The following is a 15,831-nucleotide window of genomic DNA, read 5'->3' as shown; positions in this document are numbered from 1 at the left end:
GCTGTACGTGCTGACACTTCACGTCGCCGAGGCGTCCCCGGAGACGGCCGTCCTGGTCGACGGCGCGACGATCGCCGCGCTCGGCCCGTACGAGGAGCTGGCCGCCGCCGCCCCGCAGGCGCGGGTGCGGCGCTGGCCCGGCATCCTCACGCCGGGGCTGCTCAACCCGTACGGCCCGGAGATCCTGGAGGGCACGTACCACCCCGATCCGCGCGAGGCCGACACCCTCGGCACCGCGCCGATCGGCGGCGAGCGGGCCCGCGCACTGTTCCGCGCCGAACCGGCCCGGCTCGGCGCGAGCGCACGGCGCGGGGTGCAGCGGCTGTTCGCCCACGGCACGGTGGCGATCGCCGGTGAGCTTCGCGCCAAGGCGGTCCTGGAGGTGGCGCAGCGCTCCGGCCTGGCCTTCGCCGCCCGCCCGGACCGTCTCCCCGGGCCCGTCTCGCTCTCCCCGCGCCCGCTGGTGCTGCTGCCACCGCTGGCGGTGGGCGGCCCGGCCCGCTTCGCGATCTTCGACGTACCGGACCGCGCGGAACTGGTCCGCCGGGGCGCGTCCACGTGCGTGGCGACGGTGATCGGCGGACGGCTGATCTACCGGGGTCGTTGAGGCCTCACTCCACCTTGTACGCGCACGCCATGATCGACCCGTCCGGGGCTCGGCTGGGGCAGTCCAGGTCCACCGGTACGGACGGCGCCGTCGGCGTCGGTTCCGTCCGCCCCGAGCTGGGCTCGATGCCGTCGTCGATGGACTCCGTGAACGCCCACGCCCCGATCACGAGCACCAACCAGCCCCCGACCATCCACCGCTTCACGGTGTCCCCCTCCCGCTTGTCGTGAGGCCCAGCGTAGGCGGCCCCCCTGTTCGTCTGCGGCTCCGGTGGGGGCTGGTCGCGCAGTTCCCCGCGCCCCTGAGATGCGCACTCCGTGCGGCATCTCCCCGGGGGAAGGCCGCGCGTAGCGCAGGCCTTCAGGGGCGCGGGGAACTGCGTGACCAGCCACAGCGGGCCGGCAGACGCCGAGGAAACCGCACTGGGCAGACGCCCCGGCGCAGGCGGCCACGGACCACGCCCCGCACCCTGCTTGAATGGGGTACGTGACCCGCGCATCCCTGGAAAAGCAGCCGCACGAAGTCGCCGAGATGTTCGACGACGTCGCCGAGAAGTACGACCTCACCAACGACGTCCTCTCCCTCGGCCAGGCCCGGCTCTGGCGCAAGGAGGTCGCGAAGGCCGTGGACGCGCGGCCCGCGCAGAAGATCCTCGACCTCGCCGCCGGCACCGCCACCTCCTCGCAGCCGTTCGTGCAGGCCGGTGCGTACGTCGTGCCCTGCGACTTCTCCCTCGGCATGCTCAGCGTCGGCAAGCAGCGCCACCCGCACATGCCGTTCACGGCGGGCGACGCGACCCGGCTGCCGTTCGCGGACGACTCCTTCGACGCGGTGACGATCTCCTTCGGGCTGCGCAACGTCCAGGAGACGGACCAGGCCCTGCGCGAGCTGTACCGCGTGACCAAGCCCGGCGGACGCGTCGTCATCTGCGAGTTCAGCCAGCCGACTTGGGCCCCGTTCCGCACCGTCTACACCGAGTACCTGATGCGCGCGCTGCCGCCCGTGGCCCGTGCGGTCTCCTCCAACCCGGACGCGTACGTCTATCTCGCCGAGTCGATCCGCGAGTGGCCGGACCAGCCCGCGCTCGCCTCGCTCCTGCAGTCGGCCGGCTGGTCGAAGGTCGCCTGGCGCAACCTCACCGGCGGCATCGTGGCCCTGCACCGGGGCTTCAAGTCGGCCTGAGCGCAGTGCCGGAGGAGCACGTGGACTTCCCTCACCTTCCGTCCGTCCTGGAGCAGATCGCCGACGAGGTGGGCGCCCTGCCGGGACGCGGCCACAGCGCCGACTACATCCCCGCGCTCGCCGGAGTCGACCCGAACCGCTTCGGGATGGCCTTCGCCGGCGTCGACGGCCGGGTGCACGGCGTGGGGGAGTGGCAGGTCCCGTTCTCCGCCCAGTCGATCACCAAGGTGTTCACGCTCGCCCTGGTCCTCGCCACGGACGGCGCCGGGCTCTGGGAGAGCGTCGGCCGCGAGCCCTCGGGCAACCCGTTCAACTCCCTCGTACAGCTGGAGTACGAGAACGGCATTCCGCGCAATCCGTTCATCAACGCGGGCGCCCTCGTCGTCACCGACCGGCTGCAGTCCCTGACCGGCGACGCGGGCGAGGAGCTGCTCGCCTTCCTGCGCGCCGAGAGCGGCAACCCGGACATCGGGTTCGACCTGGAGGTGGCCTCCTCCGAGACCGCGCACGGCGACCGCAACGCGGCCCTCGCGCACTTCATGGCCTCGTACGGCAATATCCGCCAGCCCGTGCCGACGCTGCTCACGCACTACTTCCGGCAGTGCTCGATCGAGATGAACTGTGCCGATCTCGCCCTGGCCACGGGCTTCCTGGCCCGGCACGGGGTGCGCGCCGACGGCACCCGGCTCCTCACCCGCAGCGAGGCCAAGCAGATCAACGCGGTGATGATGACCTGCGGGACCTACGACGCGGCGGGCGAGTTCGCGTACCGCGTCGGGCTGCCCGGCAAGAGCGGCGTCGGCGGCGGGATCGTGGCCGTCGTACCGGGCCGGGGCACGCTGTGCGTGTGGAGCCCGGGGCTCGACGAGCGCGGCAACTCCGTTGCGGGCGTGGCCGCGCTCGACCGGTTCACGACGCTGACGGGCCTGTCCGTGTTCTGACCGGTCCGCCCTCCGGTGTCAGAGCGCCAGCTTGAAGCAGTGCCCCTGCCGTCCCGTCGGCGTCGTGAACGTCTCCGCGAGCTCCATGCCCAGGCGGCGGGTCACGGCGATCGAGCGCTCGTTCTCCGCGGCCACCATCGCCACCACCTCGCTCACCCCGGCCGCCCGGACCCGCTCCAGGGTCGTACGCGCCGCGGCCGTCGCGTACCCGCGCCCCCAGGCCTCGCGGCCCAGGCGCCAGCCGATCTCGATCGCGCCCGCGGGGCCCCAGGCGTGCGGCCAGGGCTGGGCGCCGGTGAAGCCGAGCACCCGCCCTTCCTCGTCGAGCATCGTCCACAGGCAGAAGCCCAGCTCCGCGTCGTGCCGGCGCTGGCGGGCGGTCAGCTCCTCGTACACCGACGGCTCGGCCGCCTTGCCGCCGTGGAACTCCATGACCTCGGGGTGGTTGAACACCTGGTGCCAGGCGTACGCGTCCTCCTCGGTGGGGACGCGGAGCCTTACGGCGGGGGTGGGTGCGGCGGTGCTCGGCGTCGCTGACGTCATACGAGGCAGCCCTTCGGTCCGTGATCGATACGCCCCCATAGACTGCCCATGTCCAGTGCGCTTCGGCACGTGAGTTTGCCGAGAGCCGAACTCCATACTCCGAACCCGGGGAGATCAGCCGTGACCGAGCCCCAGCCCCTCTCCGAACACAGTGCAGATGTGATCGTCGTCGGGGCCGGGCCAGCCGGTTCCACGACCGCGTACTACCTCGCGAAGGCCGGACTCGACGTCCTGCTCCTGGAGAAGACGGCGTTCCCGCGCGAGAAGGTCTGCGGTGACGGTCTCACCCCCCGCGCCACCAAGCAGCTCGTGTCGATGGGCATCGACATCTCGGAAGAGGCGGGCTGGCTGCGCAACAAGGGCCTGCGCATCATCGGCGGCGGCGTCCGACTGCAGCTGGACTGGCCGGACCTCGCCTCGTACCCGGACTACGGCCTGGTGCGCAAGCGCGACGACTTCGACGAGCAACTGGCCCGCCAGGCGCAGAAGGCGGGCGCGCGCCTCTACGAGCGGTGCAACGTCGGCGCCCCGATCGTGGACGACCGCACGGGCCGCATCACCGGCGTGCACGCGAAGGTGGGCGACCCCGACTCCAAGGACAAGCGCGAAGTCACCTTCCACGCCCCGCTCGTCGTCGCCGCCGACGGCAACTCGACCCGGCTCTCCCTCGCGATGGGCCTGCACCGCCGCGAGGACCGCCCGATGGGCGTCGCGGTCCGCACGTACTTCGAGTCGCCGCGCCACGACGACGACTACCTGGAGTCGTGGCTGGAGCTGTGGGACCGGCGCGGCCCGCAGGACCGGCTCCTTCCCGGCTACGGCTGGATCTTCGGCATGGGCGACGGCACGTCCAACGTCGGCCTCGGCATCCTCAACTCCTCCAAGGCGTTCCGGGAGTTGGACTGGCGGGAGATCCTCAAGGCCTGGTGCGCGTCGATGCCGGAGGACTGGGGGTACACCCCGGAGAACATGACGACGCCGATCCGCGGTGCCGCCCTGCCGATGGCGTTCAACCGTCAACCGCACTACACCAAGGGCCTGTTGCTCGTCGGTGACGCGGGCGGCCTGGTCAATCCGTTCAACGGCGAGGGCATCGCGTACGCCATGGAGTCGGGGCAGCTCGCGGCCGACGTGATCGTGCAGGCGCACGCCCGCGCCACCCCCGCGCAGCGCGAACTGGCCCTGCAGCGCTACCCGAAGATCCTGAAGGACACCTACGGCGGCTACTACTCGCTCGGCCGCGCCTTCGTGAAGCTCATCGGCAACCCGAAGGTCATGAGGATCGCCACGGAGCGCGGTCTGACGCACCCGGTCCTGATGAAGTTCACGCTGAAGATGCTCGCCAACCTCACCGACCCCACGGGCGGCGACGCGATGGACCGCATCATCAACGGCCTCTCCAAGGTGGCGCCGAAGGCCTGAGGCCCTCCGCCCGGCCGGTACGTCGAAAGGGCCGCCGCTCCGAGTGGAGCGGCGGCCCTTCGCTGCGTCTCGGGGACCGTCACATGACGCGGACCGCACCGTCGGCCGGGTAGCCCGACAGGTCCTGGATGACCACGCCCTTGCTGGGGTTCGCGGCGTCCAGGTACTGGCCGTTACCGATGTACACACCCGTGTGGTACGCGGAGCCCTTGCCGCCCCAGTACAGGATGTCGCCGACCTGGAGGTTGGACGTGCCGACCTCGGTGCCGACCATCGACTGGTCCTGGGAGACCCGCGGCAGGTCGACACCGGCCTGCTTGAACGCGGCCTGCACCAGGCTGGAGCAGTCCCATGCGTTGGGGCCGGTGGCACCCATCACGTACGCGTCGCCGACCTGCGCCTGCAGGAAGCCGATGACGGCGCCCATGCTGCCGCTGGCGGGCGCCACGGAGTCGGCGGTGTCGGAGACGGAGTCGGTGGTGGCGCTGAGCGTGGTGCGCTCGGCGGCGCGGGCGGCACGCTCCTCGGCGGCGCGCTCCTTCGCCTCCTTCTCGGCCTTGGCCTTGGCGATCGCCTTCGCCTTGGCCTTCTTGGCCTCCTTGGCGGCCCTCTCGGCTGCGGCGTCCTGCTCGGCCTGGAGCTTGTAGGAGTCCGCGGCCTGCTGCGTGGCGTCCGCGCTCGCGGCCACCTTGGTCGCCAGCTCAGTGGTGAGCGTGGGCATCTCGATGGTCTCGGTCACGGGCTCGGCCGCGTGCGCCGAACCGGCGGCGCCGGCCACCGCGAGGGTGCTGAGGACGCCACCGGCAACTCCGGCGCGCAGCTTGGTGGTGCGCTGCGGGCGGGGCTTCCGGTGGCTGGGTATGTGAGCGGTGTGGGACATGAGTACAACCGCTATCAGGGCCTCCGGGTTCCCTTCAAGAAACGTGTGGTGCGCCACAGTTACGTGCCCGCGGCGTGAATCCCGGGCGTGTCGGCCTTTATTGACGCCGTAACGGGCAATGCGGACACCAGGGATCACGGCTGTGATCACTGGTTTTCTTGGTTGCGCCCGTTTTGCCCCGCACTTACCACCGGATCCGGTCGTTGGCCAAGCCCGGTGTTCGCGACGATTCGGCAACGTGGCGCAGGTCACGGAAAGGTCTCCGGTGGAACGGGTAGTCGCGGGCGAACATCCGGGCTTTCCCTGGGCAGTTGACGGGGTGTTCGTTACGCATTGCCCGATGTGGTCCGCTATGTCATGTGGACATGCCGCACCGGTCGTGACCGCAGGGTGCCTTGAATGTGTGCGTGAAGTGCGTGAAGTGCTGGGACGGGCTGGGGGGTTGGGCCTGCCCCTCGGTCTCCGCCGACCGCTCGTGAACGTGTGCATGCATTCACGTTCGCTCCACACCCCGACCCCTTATGCGCGTCTCCCGCCGCGCAGCCGCTCGGCGCTCAACTCTCTTGCGCTCCACCCGCTCGGTCCGCCCGCTCGATGCGCACGCTCCGCCGTGATCGCCGGCGGCCCTCCTCGTGCGGGAAGGCGGGCTTCAATATCAGCCGTTTCCGTCCAGCGCCAATTTGCTTGCAATAGCCACCTCTTGATAGTGCCGCACCCCTCTCGACCAGGCATGACGAGTGCAGATGTCACCTCTGGTGATCACTTCGGTGCTTCGCGTATGAAGATCACTGCTCATCCGACTTCATGATCCTTCGTCAGGTGGCAGAGATCACAAAGGCGTTGGCGCACCCCGTGTCGCAGATCACAGACCGGCAGGCATAGGATGCGGGGCAGTTGGGCTTGTGAACTGCCTCACATAAGCGCGATCTTCGTGATCTCTGTGGGGGTTCGCAGGTCCGGAGGTCCGTCCGCCGAAGCAGTCAATGTCGACTGAGAGGAGCGAGGAGCGGTGAACGCGTATGCGCCCATCCTCGTATTGGGAGCCCTAGGCGCCGGCTTTGCGATCTTCTCCGTGGTCATGGCCACGCTTATCGGTCCAAAGCGGTACAACCGAGCCAAGCTCGAGGCCTATGAATGCGGAATCGAGCCGACGCCGACACCGGCCGGCGGAGGGCGTTTCCCGATCAAGTACTACCTGACGGCGATGCTCTTCATCATCTTCGATATCGAGATCGTCTTCCTCTACCCCTGGGCCGTCACCTTCGACGCCCTGGGGATTTTCGGGCTCGTGGAGATGCTGCTCTTCGTGCTCACCGTCTTCGTCGCGTACGCGTACGTATGGCGGCGCGGCGGCCTGGAATGGGACTGAGGGGCTGACCAATGGGACTCGAAGAGAAGCTGCCGAGCGGCTTTCTGCTGACCACCGTCGAACAGGCCGCGGGCTGGGTGCGCAAGTCATCCGTCTTCCCCGCCACCTTCGGCCTCGCCTGTTGTGCCATCGAGATGATGACCACCGGAGCGGGGCGGTACGACCTCGCCCGCTTCGGCATGGAGGTCTTCCGCGGCTCCCCGCGCCAGGCCGACCTGATGATCGTGGCCGGCCGCGTCAGCCAGAAGATGGCACCCGTTCTGCGGCAGGTCTATGACCAGATGCCGAATCCCAAGTGGGTCATTTCCATGGGGGTTTGTGCGTCGTCAGGCGGAATGTTCAACAACTACGCAATTGTCCAGGGCGTCGACCATGTCGTCCCCGTGGACATCTATCTGCCCGGCTGCCCGCCCCGGCCCGAGATGCTGATGGACGCGATCCTCAAGCTCCACCAGAAGATCCAGTCCTCCAAGCTCGGCGTGAACGCCGAGGAGGCGGCCCGCGAGGCGGAGGAAGCGGCGCTCAAGGCGCTCCCCACCATCGAGATGAAGGGGCTGCTGCGGTGAGCGAGAGCAACAACAACGCTGCGAACGACAACAACGGCGCGAACGACAACGGCGCGAACGACAACGGCGCGAGTGGCGGCGGCGTGAACCCCGAGAAGGACCTCGGCACGCAGAACCTGCCCGGCCAGCGCGGCGATCACGGCGAGGAGATCCGCGTCCAGCGCGGCATGTTCGGAGCCAACAACGGCGGCGACACCTCCGGTTACGGCGGCCTGGTCCGCTCGGTGCGCCTGCCCGGCGCCTCGTCCCGGCCCTACGGCGGCTGGTTCGACGAGGTCGCGGACGAGCTGGAGGGCGCGCTCGAGGAGCAGGATCTGCTCCCTGAGAACGCCATTGAGAAGACCGTGGTCGACCGCGACGAGCTCACGTTCCACATCGCCCGCGAACACCTCCTCCGCGTCGCCCGCACCCTGCGCGACGACCCGGCGCTCCGCTTCGAGCTGTGCACCGGCGTCTCCGGCGTGCACTACCCGGAGGACAAGGGCCGCGAGCTGCACGCCGTCTACCACCTGCGCTCGCTCACCCACGGCCGCGTGATCCGCCTGGAGGTCAGCGCCCCGGACGACGACCGGCACGTGCCGTCCCTGGTCGCGGTCTACCCGACCAACGACTGGCACGAGCGCGAGACCTACGACTTCTTCGGCCTGGTCTTCGACGGGCACCCGGCCCTCACCCGGATCATGATGCCGGACGACTGGCAGGGCTTCCCGCAGCGCAAGGACTACCCGCTCGGCGGCATTCCCGTCGAGTACAAGGGCGCCCAGATCCCGGCTCCCGACCAGCGGAGGTCGTACAGCTGATGTCAGCATCCAACGCAACGTCCCACGCGTCCGGTCGGGAGACGACCGAGGGCACCGTCTACACCGTCACCGGCGGCGACTGGGACGAGGTCGTCGAGACGGCGGCGAAGTCCGACGACGAACGCATCATCGTCAACATGGGCCCGCAGCACCCGTCCACGCACGGCGTGCTCCGCCTGATCCTGGAGATCGACGGCGAGACGGTCACCGAGGCCCGCTGCGGCATCGGCTATCTGCACACCGGCATCGAGAAGAACCTCGAGTACCGGACCTGGACGCAGGGCACCACCTTCGTCACGCGCATGGACTACCTGACGCCGTTCTACAACGAGACGGCGTACTGCCTGGCCGTGGAGAAGCTGCTCGGCATCGAGGACGAGATCCCGGACCGGGCGACGATCATCCGCGTGCTCCTGATGGAGCTGAACCGGTTGTCCTCGCACCTCGTCGCCATCGCCACCGGCGGCATGGAGCTCGGCGCCACCACGATCATGATCTACGGCTTCCGGGACCGCGAACTGGTCCTGGACATCTTCGAGTTGATCACCGGCCTGCGGATGAACCACGCGTACATCCGCCCCGGCGGACTCGCCCAGGACCTGCCGCCCGGCGCGGTGGACCAGATCCGCGAGTTCGTCAAGAAGATGCAGAAGAACCTTCCCGAGTACGACAAGCTCGCCACCGGGAACCCCATCTTCAAGGGCCGCATGCAGGACGTCGGCTACCTCGACCTCGCGGGCTGCATGGCCCTCGGCGCCACCGGCCCGATCCTGCGCTCCGCGGGCCTGCCGCACGACCTGCGCAAGACCGACCCGTACTGCGGCTACGAGACGTACGACTTCGACGTCCCCACCGCCGACAGCTGCGACTCCTACGGCCGCTTCCTGATCCGCCTGGAGGAGATGCGCCAGTCGCTGCGGATCGTCGAGCAGTGCCTGGACCGCCTGGAGCCGGGCCCGGTCATGGTCGGCGACAAGAAGATCGCCTGGCCCGCCCAACTCGCCCTCGGCCCGGACGGCCTGGGCAACTCGCTCGACCACATCAAGAAGATCATGGGGACCTCGATGGAGGCCCTGATCCACCACTTCAAGCTGGTGACGGAGGGCTTCCGGGTCCCGCCGGGACAGGCGTACTCCGCGGTGGAGTCGCCCAAGGGCGAGCTCGGCGTGCACGTCGTCTCGGACGGCGGCACCCGGCCCTACCGGGTCCACTTCCGCGACCCGTCCTTCACCAACCTGCAGGCCATGGCGGCCATGTGCGAAGGCGGCCAGGTCGCCGACGTGATCGTCGCCGTCGCATCCATCGACCCCGTGATGGGAGGCGTCGACCGGTGACAGACGTCAGCCTGGGGATGCCCCGACTCCCCGCCCCCGACTACCCGGCGGACGTACGCGCCCGGCTCGAAGCCGACGCGCGCGAGGTGATCGCCCGCTACCCGGACTCCCGCTCGGCGCTGCTGCCGCTGCTGCACCTCGTGCAGTCCGAGGAAGGGCACGTCACCCGCACCGGCATGCAGTTCTGCGCGGACGTCCTCGGCCTCACCACCGCCGAGGTCACCGCGGTCGCCACCTTCTACACGATGTACCGGCGCAAGCCGAGCGGCGACTACCAAGTGGGCGTCTGCACCAACACGTTGTGCGCCGTCATGGGCGGCGACGCCATCTTCGACGAGCTGAAGCAGCACCTCGGCGTCGGCAACGACGAGACGACCGACGACGGCAAGGTCACCCTCGAACACATCGAGTGCAACGCCGCCTGCGACTTCGCCCCCGTGGTGATGGTCAACTGGGAGTTCTTCGACAACCAGACCCCCGAGTCCGCCAAGCGGCTCGTGGACGACCTGCGCGCGGGCCGCACCGTCGAGCCCACCCGCGGCGCCCCGATCTGCACCTTCAAGGAGACCGCCCGCATCCTCGCCGGCTTCCCGGACGAGCGCGAGGGCGCCGTCGAAGCAGGCGGAGCCGCGGGCCCCGCCTCGCTCATCGGCCTCCGCCTGGCCAAGGGCGAGGCCCTTCCCGCGCGCGTGGTCCACCCCCGCGGCGAGGCCCCGCAGGGCGGCTCGCCCGCCGAACACCTCAGCTCGCACGACGCACCGCAGCAGACGTCGGCCTCGGACCCGGACCACCCGGCCGGTCCCACCGCCGAGGAGGGGGAGTGATGACCGTGTCCACCGCCTACGGGGGCTCTCGGCCGGAGACCGGAGGGGACCACAGCCCCGAGAAGCTGCTCGCCCCCGTCCTCTCCGCGTTCTGGGACGACGACCGGCCCTGGTCCCTGGACACCTACCGCAGACACGAGGGGTACGAAGGCCTCCGCAAGGCCCTCGCCATGTCCCCGGACGACCTCATCGCGTACGTGAAGGACTCCGGTCTGCGCGGCCGTGGCGGCGCCGGATTCCCCACCGGGATGAAGTGGCAGTTCATCCCGCAGGGCGACGGAAAACCGCACTATCTAGTTGTCAACGCTGACGAGTCGGAGCCGGGGACCTGCAAGGACATCCCGCTCCTCTACGCCAATCCGCACAGCCTCATCGAGGGCATCGTGATCGCCTGTTACGCGATCCGGTCGAACCACGCGTTCATCTACCTGCGGGGTGAAGTCGTCCCCGTGCTGCGCCGCTTGCACGAGGCCGTACGAGAGGCGCACGAGGCCGGTTATCTGGGGAACGACATCCTGGGCTCAGGACTCGATCTTGAACTCACTGTGCACGCCGGTGCCGGTGCGTACATCTGTGGCGAGGAAACCGCGCTGCTCGACTCTCTCGAAGGGCGGCGTGGCCAGCCCCGGCTGCGACCCCCCTTCCCCGCTGTGGCCGGTCTGTACGCCTGCCCCACTGTCGTGAACAACGTCGAGTCCATCGCGTCGGTTCCCGCGATCCTGAACAAGGGCAAGGACTGGTTCAGGTCGATGGGCAGCGAGAAGTCCCCGGGCTTCACGCTCTACTCGCTCAGCGGGCACGTCGCCTCACCCGGCCAGTACGAGGCCCCGCTCGGCATCACGCTGCGCCAGCTCCTCGACATGAGCGGCGGCATGCGGGCCGGCCACCGCCTCAAGTTCTGGACGCCAGGCGGCAGTTCGACCCCGATGTTCACCGACGAGCACCTGGACGTCCCGCTCGACTACGAGGGCGTCGGCGCCGCCGGATCGATGCTCGGCACCAAGGCCCTGCAGTGCTTCGACGAGACCACCTGCGTCGTCCGGGCGGTCACGCGCTGGACCGAGTTCTACGCCCACGAGTCCTGCGGCAAGTGCACGCCCTGCCGCGAAGGGACGTACTGGCTGGTGCAGTTGCTCCGGGACATCGAGGCGGGCAAGGGCGCGATGTCCGACCTCGACAAGCTGAACGACATCGCCGACAACATCAACGGCAAGTCCTTCTGCGCCCTCGGCGACGGCGCCGCCTCGCCGATCTTCTCCTCCCTGAAGTACTTCCGCGAGGAGTACGAGGAGCACATCACCGGCAGGGGCTGCCCCTTCGATCCCGCCAAGTCGACTCTCTGGGCGGACCGGCCCACCGGACATTCCGAGGTGAACGCATGACGGTCACGACAAATGCTCCCTCCGGGGGCGGAGAGGCGGCTCCTCCGCCGGAGGACCTGGTCTCGCTGACCATCGACGGCGCCGACATCAGCGTCCCCAAGGGCACGCTCGTCATCCGCGCCGCCGAGCAGCTCGGCATCGAGATCCCGCGCTTCTGCGACCACCCGCTCCTCGACCCGGCCGGCGCCTGCCGCCAGTGCATCGTCGAGGTCGAGGGCCAGCGCAAGCCGATGGCGTCCTGCACCATCACCTGCACCGACGGCATGGTCGTCAAGACCCAGCTGACGTCGCAGGTCGCGGAGAAGGCGCAGCAGGGCGTGATGGAGCTCCTGCTCATCAACCACCCCCTCGACTGCCCGGTCTGCGACAAGGGCGGCGAGTGCCCGCTGCAGAACCAGGCCGTCTCGCACGGCCAGGCCGACTCCCGCTTCGAGGGCAAGAAGCGTACGTACGAGAAGCCCGTGCCGATCTCCACGCAGGTGCTGCTCGACCGTGAGCGCTGTGTGCTGTGTGCGCGCTGCACCCGGTTCTCCAACCAGGTCGCGGGCGACCCGATGATCGAGCTGCTCGAGCGGGGCGCGCTGCAGCAGGTCGGCATCGGCGAGGGCGACCCCTTCGAGTCGTACTTCTCCGGGAACACCATCCAGATCTGCCCGGTGGGCGCGCTCACCTCGGCCGCGTACCGCTTCCGTTCCCGGCCCTTCGACCTGGTCTCGTCGCCGTCCGTCTGCGAGCACTGCTCCGGCGGCTGCGCGACCCGCACCGACCACCGGCGCGGCAAGGTCATGCGGCGCCTCGCGGCGGACGACCCCGAGGTCAACGAGGAGTGGATGTGCGACAAGGGCCGCTTCGGCTTCCGCTACGCCCAGCAGCGTGACCGGCTCGCCACCCCGCTCGTCCGCAACGAGGACGGCGTGCTCGAACCGGCCAGCTGGCCCGAGGCGTTGGAGGCGGCGGCCGAGGGGCTTTCGGCCGCACGCGCGCGTGCGGGTGTGCTCGCGGGCGGGCGGCTCACCGTCGAGGACGCGTACGCGTACAGCAAGTTCGCGCGCGTGGCGCTCGGCAGCAACGACATCGACTTCCGCGCGCGCGTGCACTCCTCGGAGGAGGCCGACTTCCTGGCCGCACGGGTCGCCGGACGCGGCTGGGATCTCGACGGCGAGGGCGTCACGTACACCTCGCTTGAGAAGGCGCCTTCGGTGCTGCTCGCCGGGATCGAGGCCGAGGAGGAGGCGCCCGGGGTCTTCCTGCGCCTGCGCAAGGCCTGGCGCAAGCACGGCCAGCGGACCTTCGCGCTCGCCCCGTACGCCACCCGCGGCCTGGAGAAGGCGGGCGGCACGCTGCTTCCCGCGGCGCCCGGCACCGAGACCGAGTGGCTGGACGCGCTCGCCTCCGGCGTCGGGCTCGGCGAGGACGGTGCACAGGTCGCCGAGGCGCTGCGGGCCGACGGTGCGGTGATCGTCGTCGGCGAGCGGCTCGCCGCCGTGGCCGGTGGCCTGACCGCGGCGGTGCGCGTGGCGACCGCAACCGGCGCCCAGTTGGTGTGGATCCCGCGCCGGGCCGGCGAGCGCGGCGCCGTGGAGGTGGGCGCCCTGCCGACGCTGCTGCCCGGCGGCCGGCCCGCGACCGATCCACGCGCGCGTGACGAGGTCGCCGCGGTCTGGGGCGTGGGCGAACTGCCGCACCGCTACGGCCGCGACACCGGGCAGATCGTGGAGGCCGCCGCGGGCGGCGAGCTGCGTGCCCTGGTCGTCGCGGGTGTCGAGGTCGTGGACCTGCCGGACCCGGCACGCGCGCGTGCGGCGCTCGACGAGGCCTTCGTGGTCTCCCTCGAACTGCGGCCCGGCGAGGTCACCGAGCGGGCGGACGTCGTCCTTCCGGTCGCCGCCGTCGCCGAGAAGTCCGGCACGTTCCTCAACTGGGAGGGCCGGTCCCGGATGTTCGAGGCCGCCCTCAAGCCGGACCAGATGACCCGGCAGCTGCCGCCCACCGACGCGCGCGTGCTGCACATGCTGGCCGACGCGATGGACGTCCACCTGGCCCTGCCGGACCAGCGCACCGTCCGCCGCGAGCTGGACCGGCTCGGCGCCTGGGACGGCCCGCGCGCCACCGAACCCCTGGAGACCGCAGGGCAGTTGCCGCGTCCCGGCGCCGGTGAGGCCGTGCTCGCCGGGCACCGGCTGCTGCTCGACCGGGGCCGCCTGCAGGAGGGGGACGAGGCCCTCGCGGGCACCCGGCACGCGGCCGTGGCCCGGCTCTCCGCGGCCACCGCCGCCGAGGCGGGCGTCAAGGACGGCGACGTCCTCGCGGTCACCGGCCCCGAAGGCGACGTACAACTCCCGCTGCAGGTCACGGAGATGCCCGACCGGGTGGTCTGGCTGCCGCTCAACTCGGTTGGCGGCGGGGTCACTTCGGACACCGGCGCGCGTCCCGGAGAACTCGTCCGCATCGGCCCGGCCATGGCCGCCGCCTCGGAGGCCAAGGAGGTGCAGGCATGAATCAGGCACTCGTCGAAGCGGCCGCCATGAGTCCGCTCGCCGCGGAAGACCTGTCCATGTTCGGGCGCGACCCCTGGTGGCTCGTCGCGATCAAGGCGGTGTTCTGCTTCGCGTTCCTGATGGTGACCGTGCTGTTCTCCATCGTGTGGGAGCGCAAGGTCGTCGCCTGGATGCAGCTGCGCGTCGGCCCCAACCGGCACGGCCCCTGGGGCATGCTCCAGTCCCTCGCTGACGGCATCAAACTGATGCTCAAGGAGGACCTGGTCGTCAAGCGCGCGGACAAGGTGGTGTACGTCCTCGCGCCGATCGTCGCCGCCATCCCGGCGTTCATGGCGATCGCGGTGATCCCCTTCGGCCCGGCCGACAACCAGGTCTCGATCTTCGGCCAGCGCACCACGATGCAGCTCACGGACCTGCCGATCGCGATGCTCTACATCCTCGCGGTCGCCTCCGTCGGCATCTACGGCATCGTGCTCGCGGGCTGGTCCTCCGGCTCGACGTACCCCCTGCTCGGCGGGCTTCGCTCGTGCGCGCAGATGATCTCGTACGAGATCGCGATGGGCGCCGCGTTCGCCTCCGTCTTCCTCTACTCCGGCTCGATGTCGACCTCGGCGATCGTGGAGGCGCAGGGCGACCGGTGGTACATCCTGCTGCTGCCGGTGTCGTTCCTGCTGTACGTGGTCACGATGGTCGGCGAGACCAACCGCGCCCCGTTCGACATGCCGGAGTCCGAGGGCGACCTCGTCGGCGGCTTCAACACCGAGTACAGCTCCATCAAGTTCGCGCTGTTCATGCTCGCCGAGTACGTGAACATGGTGACGGTCTCGGCCGTCGCCACCACGCTGTTCCTCGGCGGCTGGCGCGCGCCCTGGCCGATCAGCACCTTCTGGGAGGGCGCCAACCAGGGCTGGTGGCCGATGCTCTGGTTCGTCCTCAAGGTCCAGTTGCTGTTGTTCTTCTTCATCTGGCTGCGCGGCACCCTGCCCCGCGTCCGCTACGACCAGCTGATGAAGCTCGGCTGGAAGGTGCTCATCCCGGTCTCGGTGGCCTGGCTGATGCTCGTGGCGACCGTACGCACGCTGCGGAACGAGAACGTCGCGTTCACGGGGATCGTGCTGTACGTCGGCGGCGGCGTCCTGGCCGTGCTGCTGATCTCCTTCGTCGTCGACATCTTCCGCGACAAGCGGGAGAAGGCCGAGGCGCGGGCCGAACCGCCCGAGCGGGAGCCCGCGTTCGACCCGATGGCCGGCGGATATCCCGTGCCGCCGCTTCCGGGACAGACCCTGCCGCCCGTGCCGCGTCGACGCTCGCGCCAGGAGCGGGAGTTGATTGTCAGTGGTGGCGTCGATACTGCCAGTGACGGAAAGGAGGCTGACGGTGTCTGAGATCTCCAGGAACGACCATTCCGAGAAGTCCCCCGCCGCATCCGGCGAGCACGCCGGGTCGGACGAGGGCAAGGACACGGCGCAGGGGTTCCACAACC

At 69.9% G+C, this 15,831-nt stretch carries 15 protein-coding genes; 12 read left to right on the top strand and 3 right to left on the bottom strand.

Annotated features, from left to right (window positions below):
• Positions 1-7: 7 nt before the first annotated feature.
• Entirely contained in the window at positions 8-607 is a 600-nt protein-coding gene (locus tag RCO28_RS18500) for a hypothetical protein (protein ID WP_308942220.1), read from the top strand.
• Between the two features lie 4 nt (positions 608-611).
• On the opposite strand, the gene RCO28_RS18495 is transcribed toward RCO28_RS18500, so the two are convergent.
• Positions 612-812 carry a hypothetical protein gene (locus tag RCO28_RS18495; RefSeq protein WP_308942219.1) on the bottom strand — a complete coding sequence of 67 codons (201 nt, stop codon included), beginning with the start codon at positions 810-812 and terminating at the stop codon, positions 612-614.
• 281 nt (positions 813-1,093) lie between these two features.
• Here RCO28_RS18495 and RCO28_RS18490 point away from each other — a divergent pair, with 281 nt between their 5' ends.
• Complete coding sequence (locus tag RCO28_RS18490; protein ID WP_308942218.1) at positions 1,094-1,789, top strand: demethylmenaquinone methyltransferase; 696 nt, start codon at positions 1,094-1,096, stop codon at positions 1,787-1,789.
• 20 nt (positions 1,790-1,809) lie between these two features.
• A complete protein-coding gene (locus RCO28_RS18485; RefSeq protein WP_308942217.1) occupies positions 1,810-2,730 on the top strand; it encodes a glutaminase in 921 nt (306 codons plus the stop codon).
• An 18-nt stretch (positions 2,731-2,748) separates the two neighbouring features.
• On the opposite strand, the gene RCO28_RS18480 is transcribed toward RCO28_RS18485, so the two are convergent.
• On the bottom strand, positions 2,749-3,273 hold the full coding sequence (locus tag RCO28_RS18480) for a GNAT family N-acetyltransferase (protein WP_308942216.1): 525 nt from the start codon (positions 3,271-3,273) through the stop codon (positions 2,749-2,751).
• Positions 3,274-3,393: 120 nt separating this feature from the next.
• Here RCO28_RS18480 and RCO28_RS18475 point away from each other — a divergent pair, with 120 nt between their 5' ends.
• Positions 3,394-4,695 carry a geranylgeranyl reductase family protein gene (locus tag RCO28_RS18475; RefSeq protein ID WP_308942215.1) on the top strand — a complete coding sequence of 434 codons (1,302 nt, stop codon included), beginning with the start codon at positions 3,394-3,396 and terminating at the stop codon, positions 4,693-4,695.
• 79 nt (positions 4,696-4,774) lie between these two features.
• On the opposite strand, the gene RCO28_RS18470 is transcribed toward RCO28_RS18475, so the two are convergent.
• Positions 4,775-5,575 (bottom strand): C40 family peptidase, encoded by an 801-nt coding sequence (locus RCO28_RS18470; protein WP_308942214.1) that lies wholly within the window; start codon positions 5,573-5,575, stop codon positions 4,775-4,777.
• Between the two features lie 1,009 nt (positions 5,576-6,584).
• On the opposite strand from RCO28_RS18470, the gene RCO28_RS18465 reads away from it, so the two are divergent.
• The 8 genes from RCO28_RS18465 (at position 6,585) to nuoH (ending at position 15,733) form a co-directional block, all read left to right on the top strand.
• Positions 6,585-6,944, top strand: coding sequence for an NADH-quinone oxidoreductase subunit A (locus RCO28_RS18465; RefSeq protein ID WP_003974383.1), 360 nt, complete (start codon positions 6,585-6,587; stop codon positions 6,942-6,944).
• A gap of 11 nt (positions 6,945-6,955) precedes the next feature.
• The gene (locus RCO28_RS18460) at positions 6,956-7,510 is read left to right on the top strand and encodes an NADH-quinone oxidoreductase subunit B family protein (RefSeq protein WP_006133126.1); all 555 of its coding nucleotides are present in this window, start codon (positions 6,956-6,958) and stop codon (positions 7,508-7,510) included.
• An 83-nt stretch (positions 7,511-7,593) separates the two neighbouring features.
• Positions 7,594-8,310 carry an NADH-quinone oxidoreductase subunit C gene (locus tag RCO28_RS18455; RefSeq protein ID WP_308942281.1) on the top strand — a complete coding sequence of 239 codons (717 nt, stop codon included), beginning with the start codon at positions 7,594-7,596 and terminating at the stop codon, positions 8,308-8,310.
• Complete coding sequence (locus tag RCO28_RS18450) at positions 8,310-9,644, top strand: NADH-quinone oxidoreductase subunit D (protein WP_308942213.1); 1,335 nt, start codon at positions 8,310-8,312, stop codon at positions 9,642-9,644. Before RCO28_RS18455 ends, RCO28_RS18450 begins: the two co-directional genes overlap by 1 nt.
• Positions 9,645-9,661: 17 nt before the next feature.
• Positions 9,662-10,468 (top strand): NADH-quinone oxidoreductase subunit NuoE, encoded by an 807-nt coding sequence (nuoE, locus tag RCO28_RS18445; RefSeq protein WP_308942280.1) that lies wholly within the window; start codon positions 9,662-9,664, stop codon positions 10,466-10,468.
• The gene (gene nuoF, locus RCO28_RS18440) at positions 10,468-11,850 is read left to right on the top strand and encodes an NADH-quinone oxidoreductase subunit NuoF (protein WP_308942212.1); all 1,383 of its coding nucleotides are present in this window, start codon (positions 10,468-10,470) and stop codon (positions 11,848-11,850) included. Before nuoE ends, nuoF begins: the two co-directional genes overlap by 1 nt.
• Positions 11,847-14,348, top strand: coding sequence for an NADH-quinone oxidoreductase subunit G (locus tag RCO28_RS18435; RefSeq protein WP_308942211.1), 2,502 nt, complete (start codon positions 11,847-11,849; stop codon positions 14,346-14,348). Before nuoF ends, RCO28_RS18435 begins: the two co-directional genes overlap by 4 nt.
• Positions 14,349-14,374: 26 nt before the next feature.
• Positions 14,375-15,733 carry an NADH-quinone oxidoreductase subunit NuoH gene (gene nuoH / locus RCO28_RS18430; protein ID WP_308942279.1) on the top strand — a complete coding sequence of 453 codons (1,359 nt, stop codon included), beginning with the start codon at positions 14,375-14,377 and terminating at the stop codon, positions 15,731-15,733.
• Positions 15,734-15,831 lie beyond the last annotated feature (98 nt).

It is taken from the genome of Streptomyces sp. LHD-70 (assembly GCF_031157275.1).
Taxonomy (GTDB): Bacteria; Actinomycetota; Actinomycetes; order Streptomycetales; family Streptomycetaceae; genus Streptomyces.
This window is presented reverse-complemented; position numbering and strand designations above follow the sequence as displayed.

Bases quoted from the DNA above. Each gene is read 5' to 3' on its own strand.
- RCO28_RS18480 (WP_308942216.1), bottom strand. From the start codon at position 3,273: ATGACGTCAGCGACGCCGAGCACCGCCGCACCCACCCCCGCCGTAAGG.
- RCO28_RS18470 (WP_308942214.1), bottom strand. From the start codon at position 5,575: ATGTCCCACACCGCTCACATACCCAGCCACCGGAAGCCCCGCCCGCAG.
- RCO28_RS18460 (WP_006133126.1), top strand. From the start codon at position 6,956: ATGGGACTCGAAGAGAAGCTGCCGAGCGGCTTTCTGCTGACCACCGTC.
- RCO28_RS18450 (WP_308942213.1), top strand. From the start codon at position 8,310: ATGTCAGCATCCAACGCAACGTCCCACGCGTCCGGTCGGGAGACGACC.
- nuoE (WP_308942280.1), top strand. From the start codon at position 9,662: ATGCCCCGACTCCCCGCCCCCGACTACCCGGCGGACGTACGCGCCCGG.
- nuoF (WP_308942212.1), top strand. From the start codon at position 10,468: ATGACCGTGTCCACCGCCTACGGGGGCTCTCGGCCGGAGACCGGAGGG.
- RCO28_RS18435 (WP_308942211.1), top strand. From the start codon at position 11,847: ATGACGGTCACGACAAATGCTCCCTCCGGGGGCGGAGAGGCGGCTCCT.
- nuoH (WP_308942279.1), top strand. From the start codon at position 14,375: ATGAGTCCGCTCGCCGCGGAAGACCTGTCCATGTTCGGGCGCGACCCC.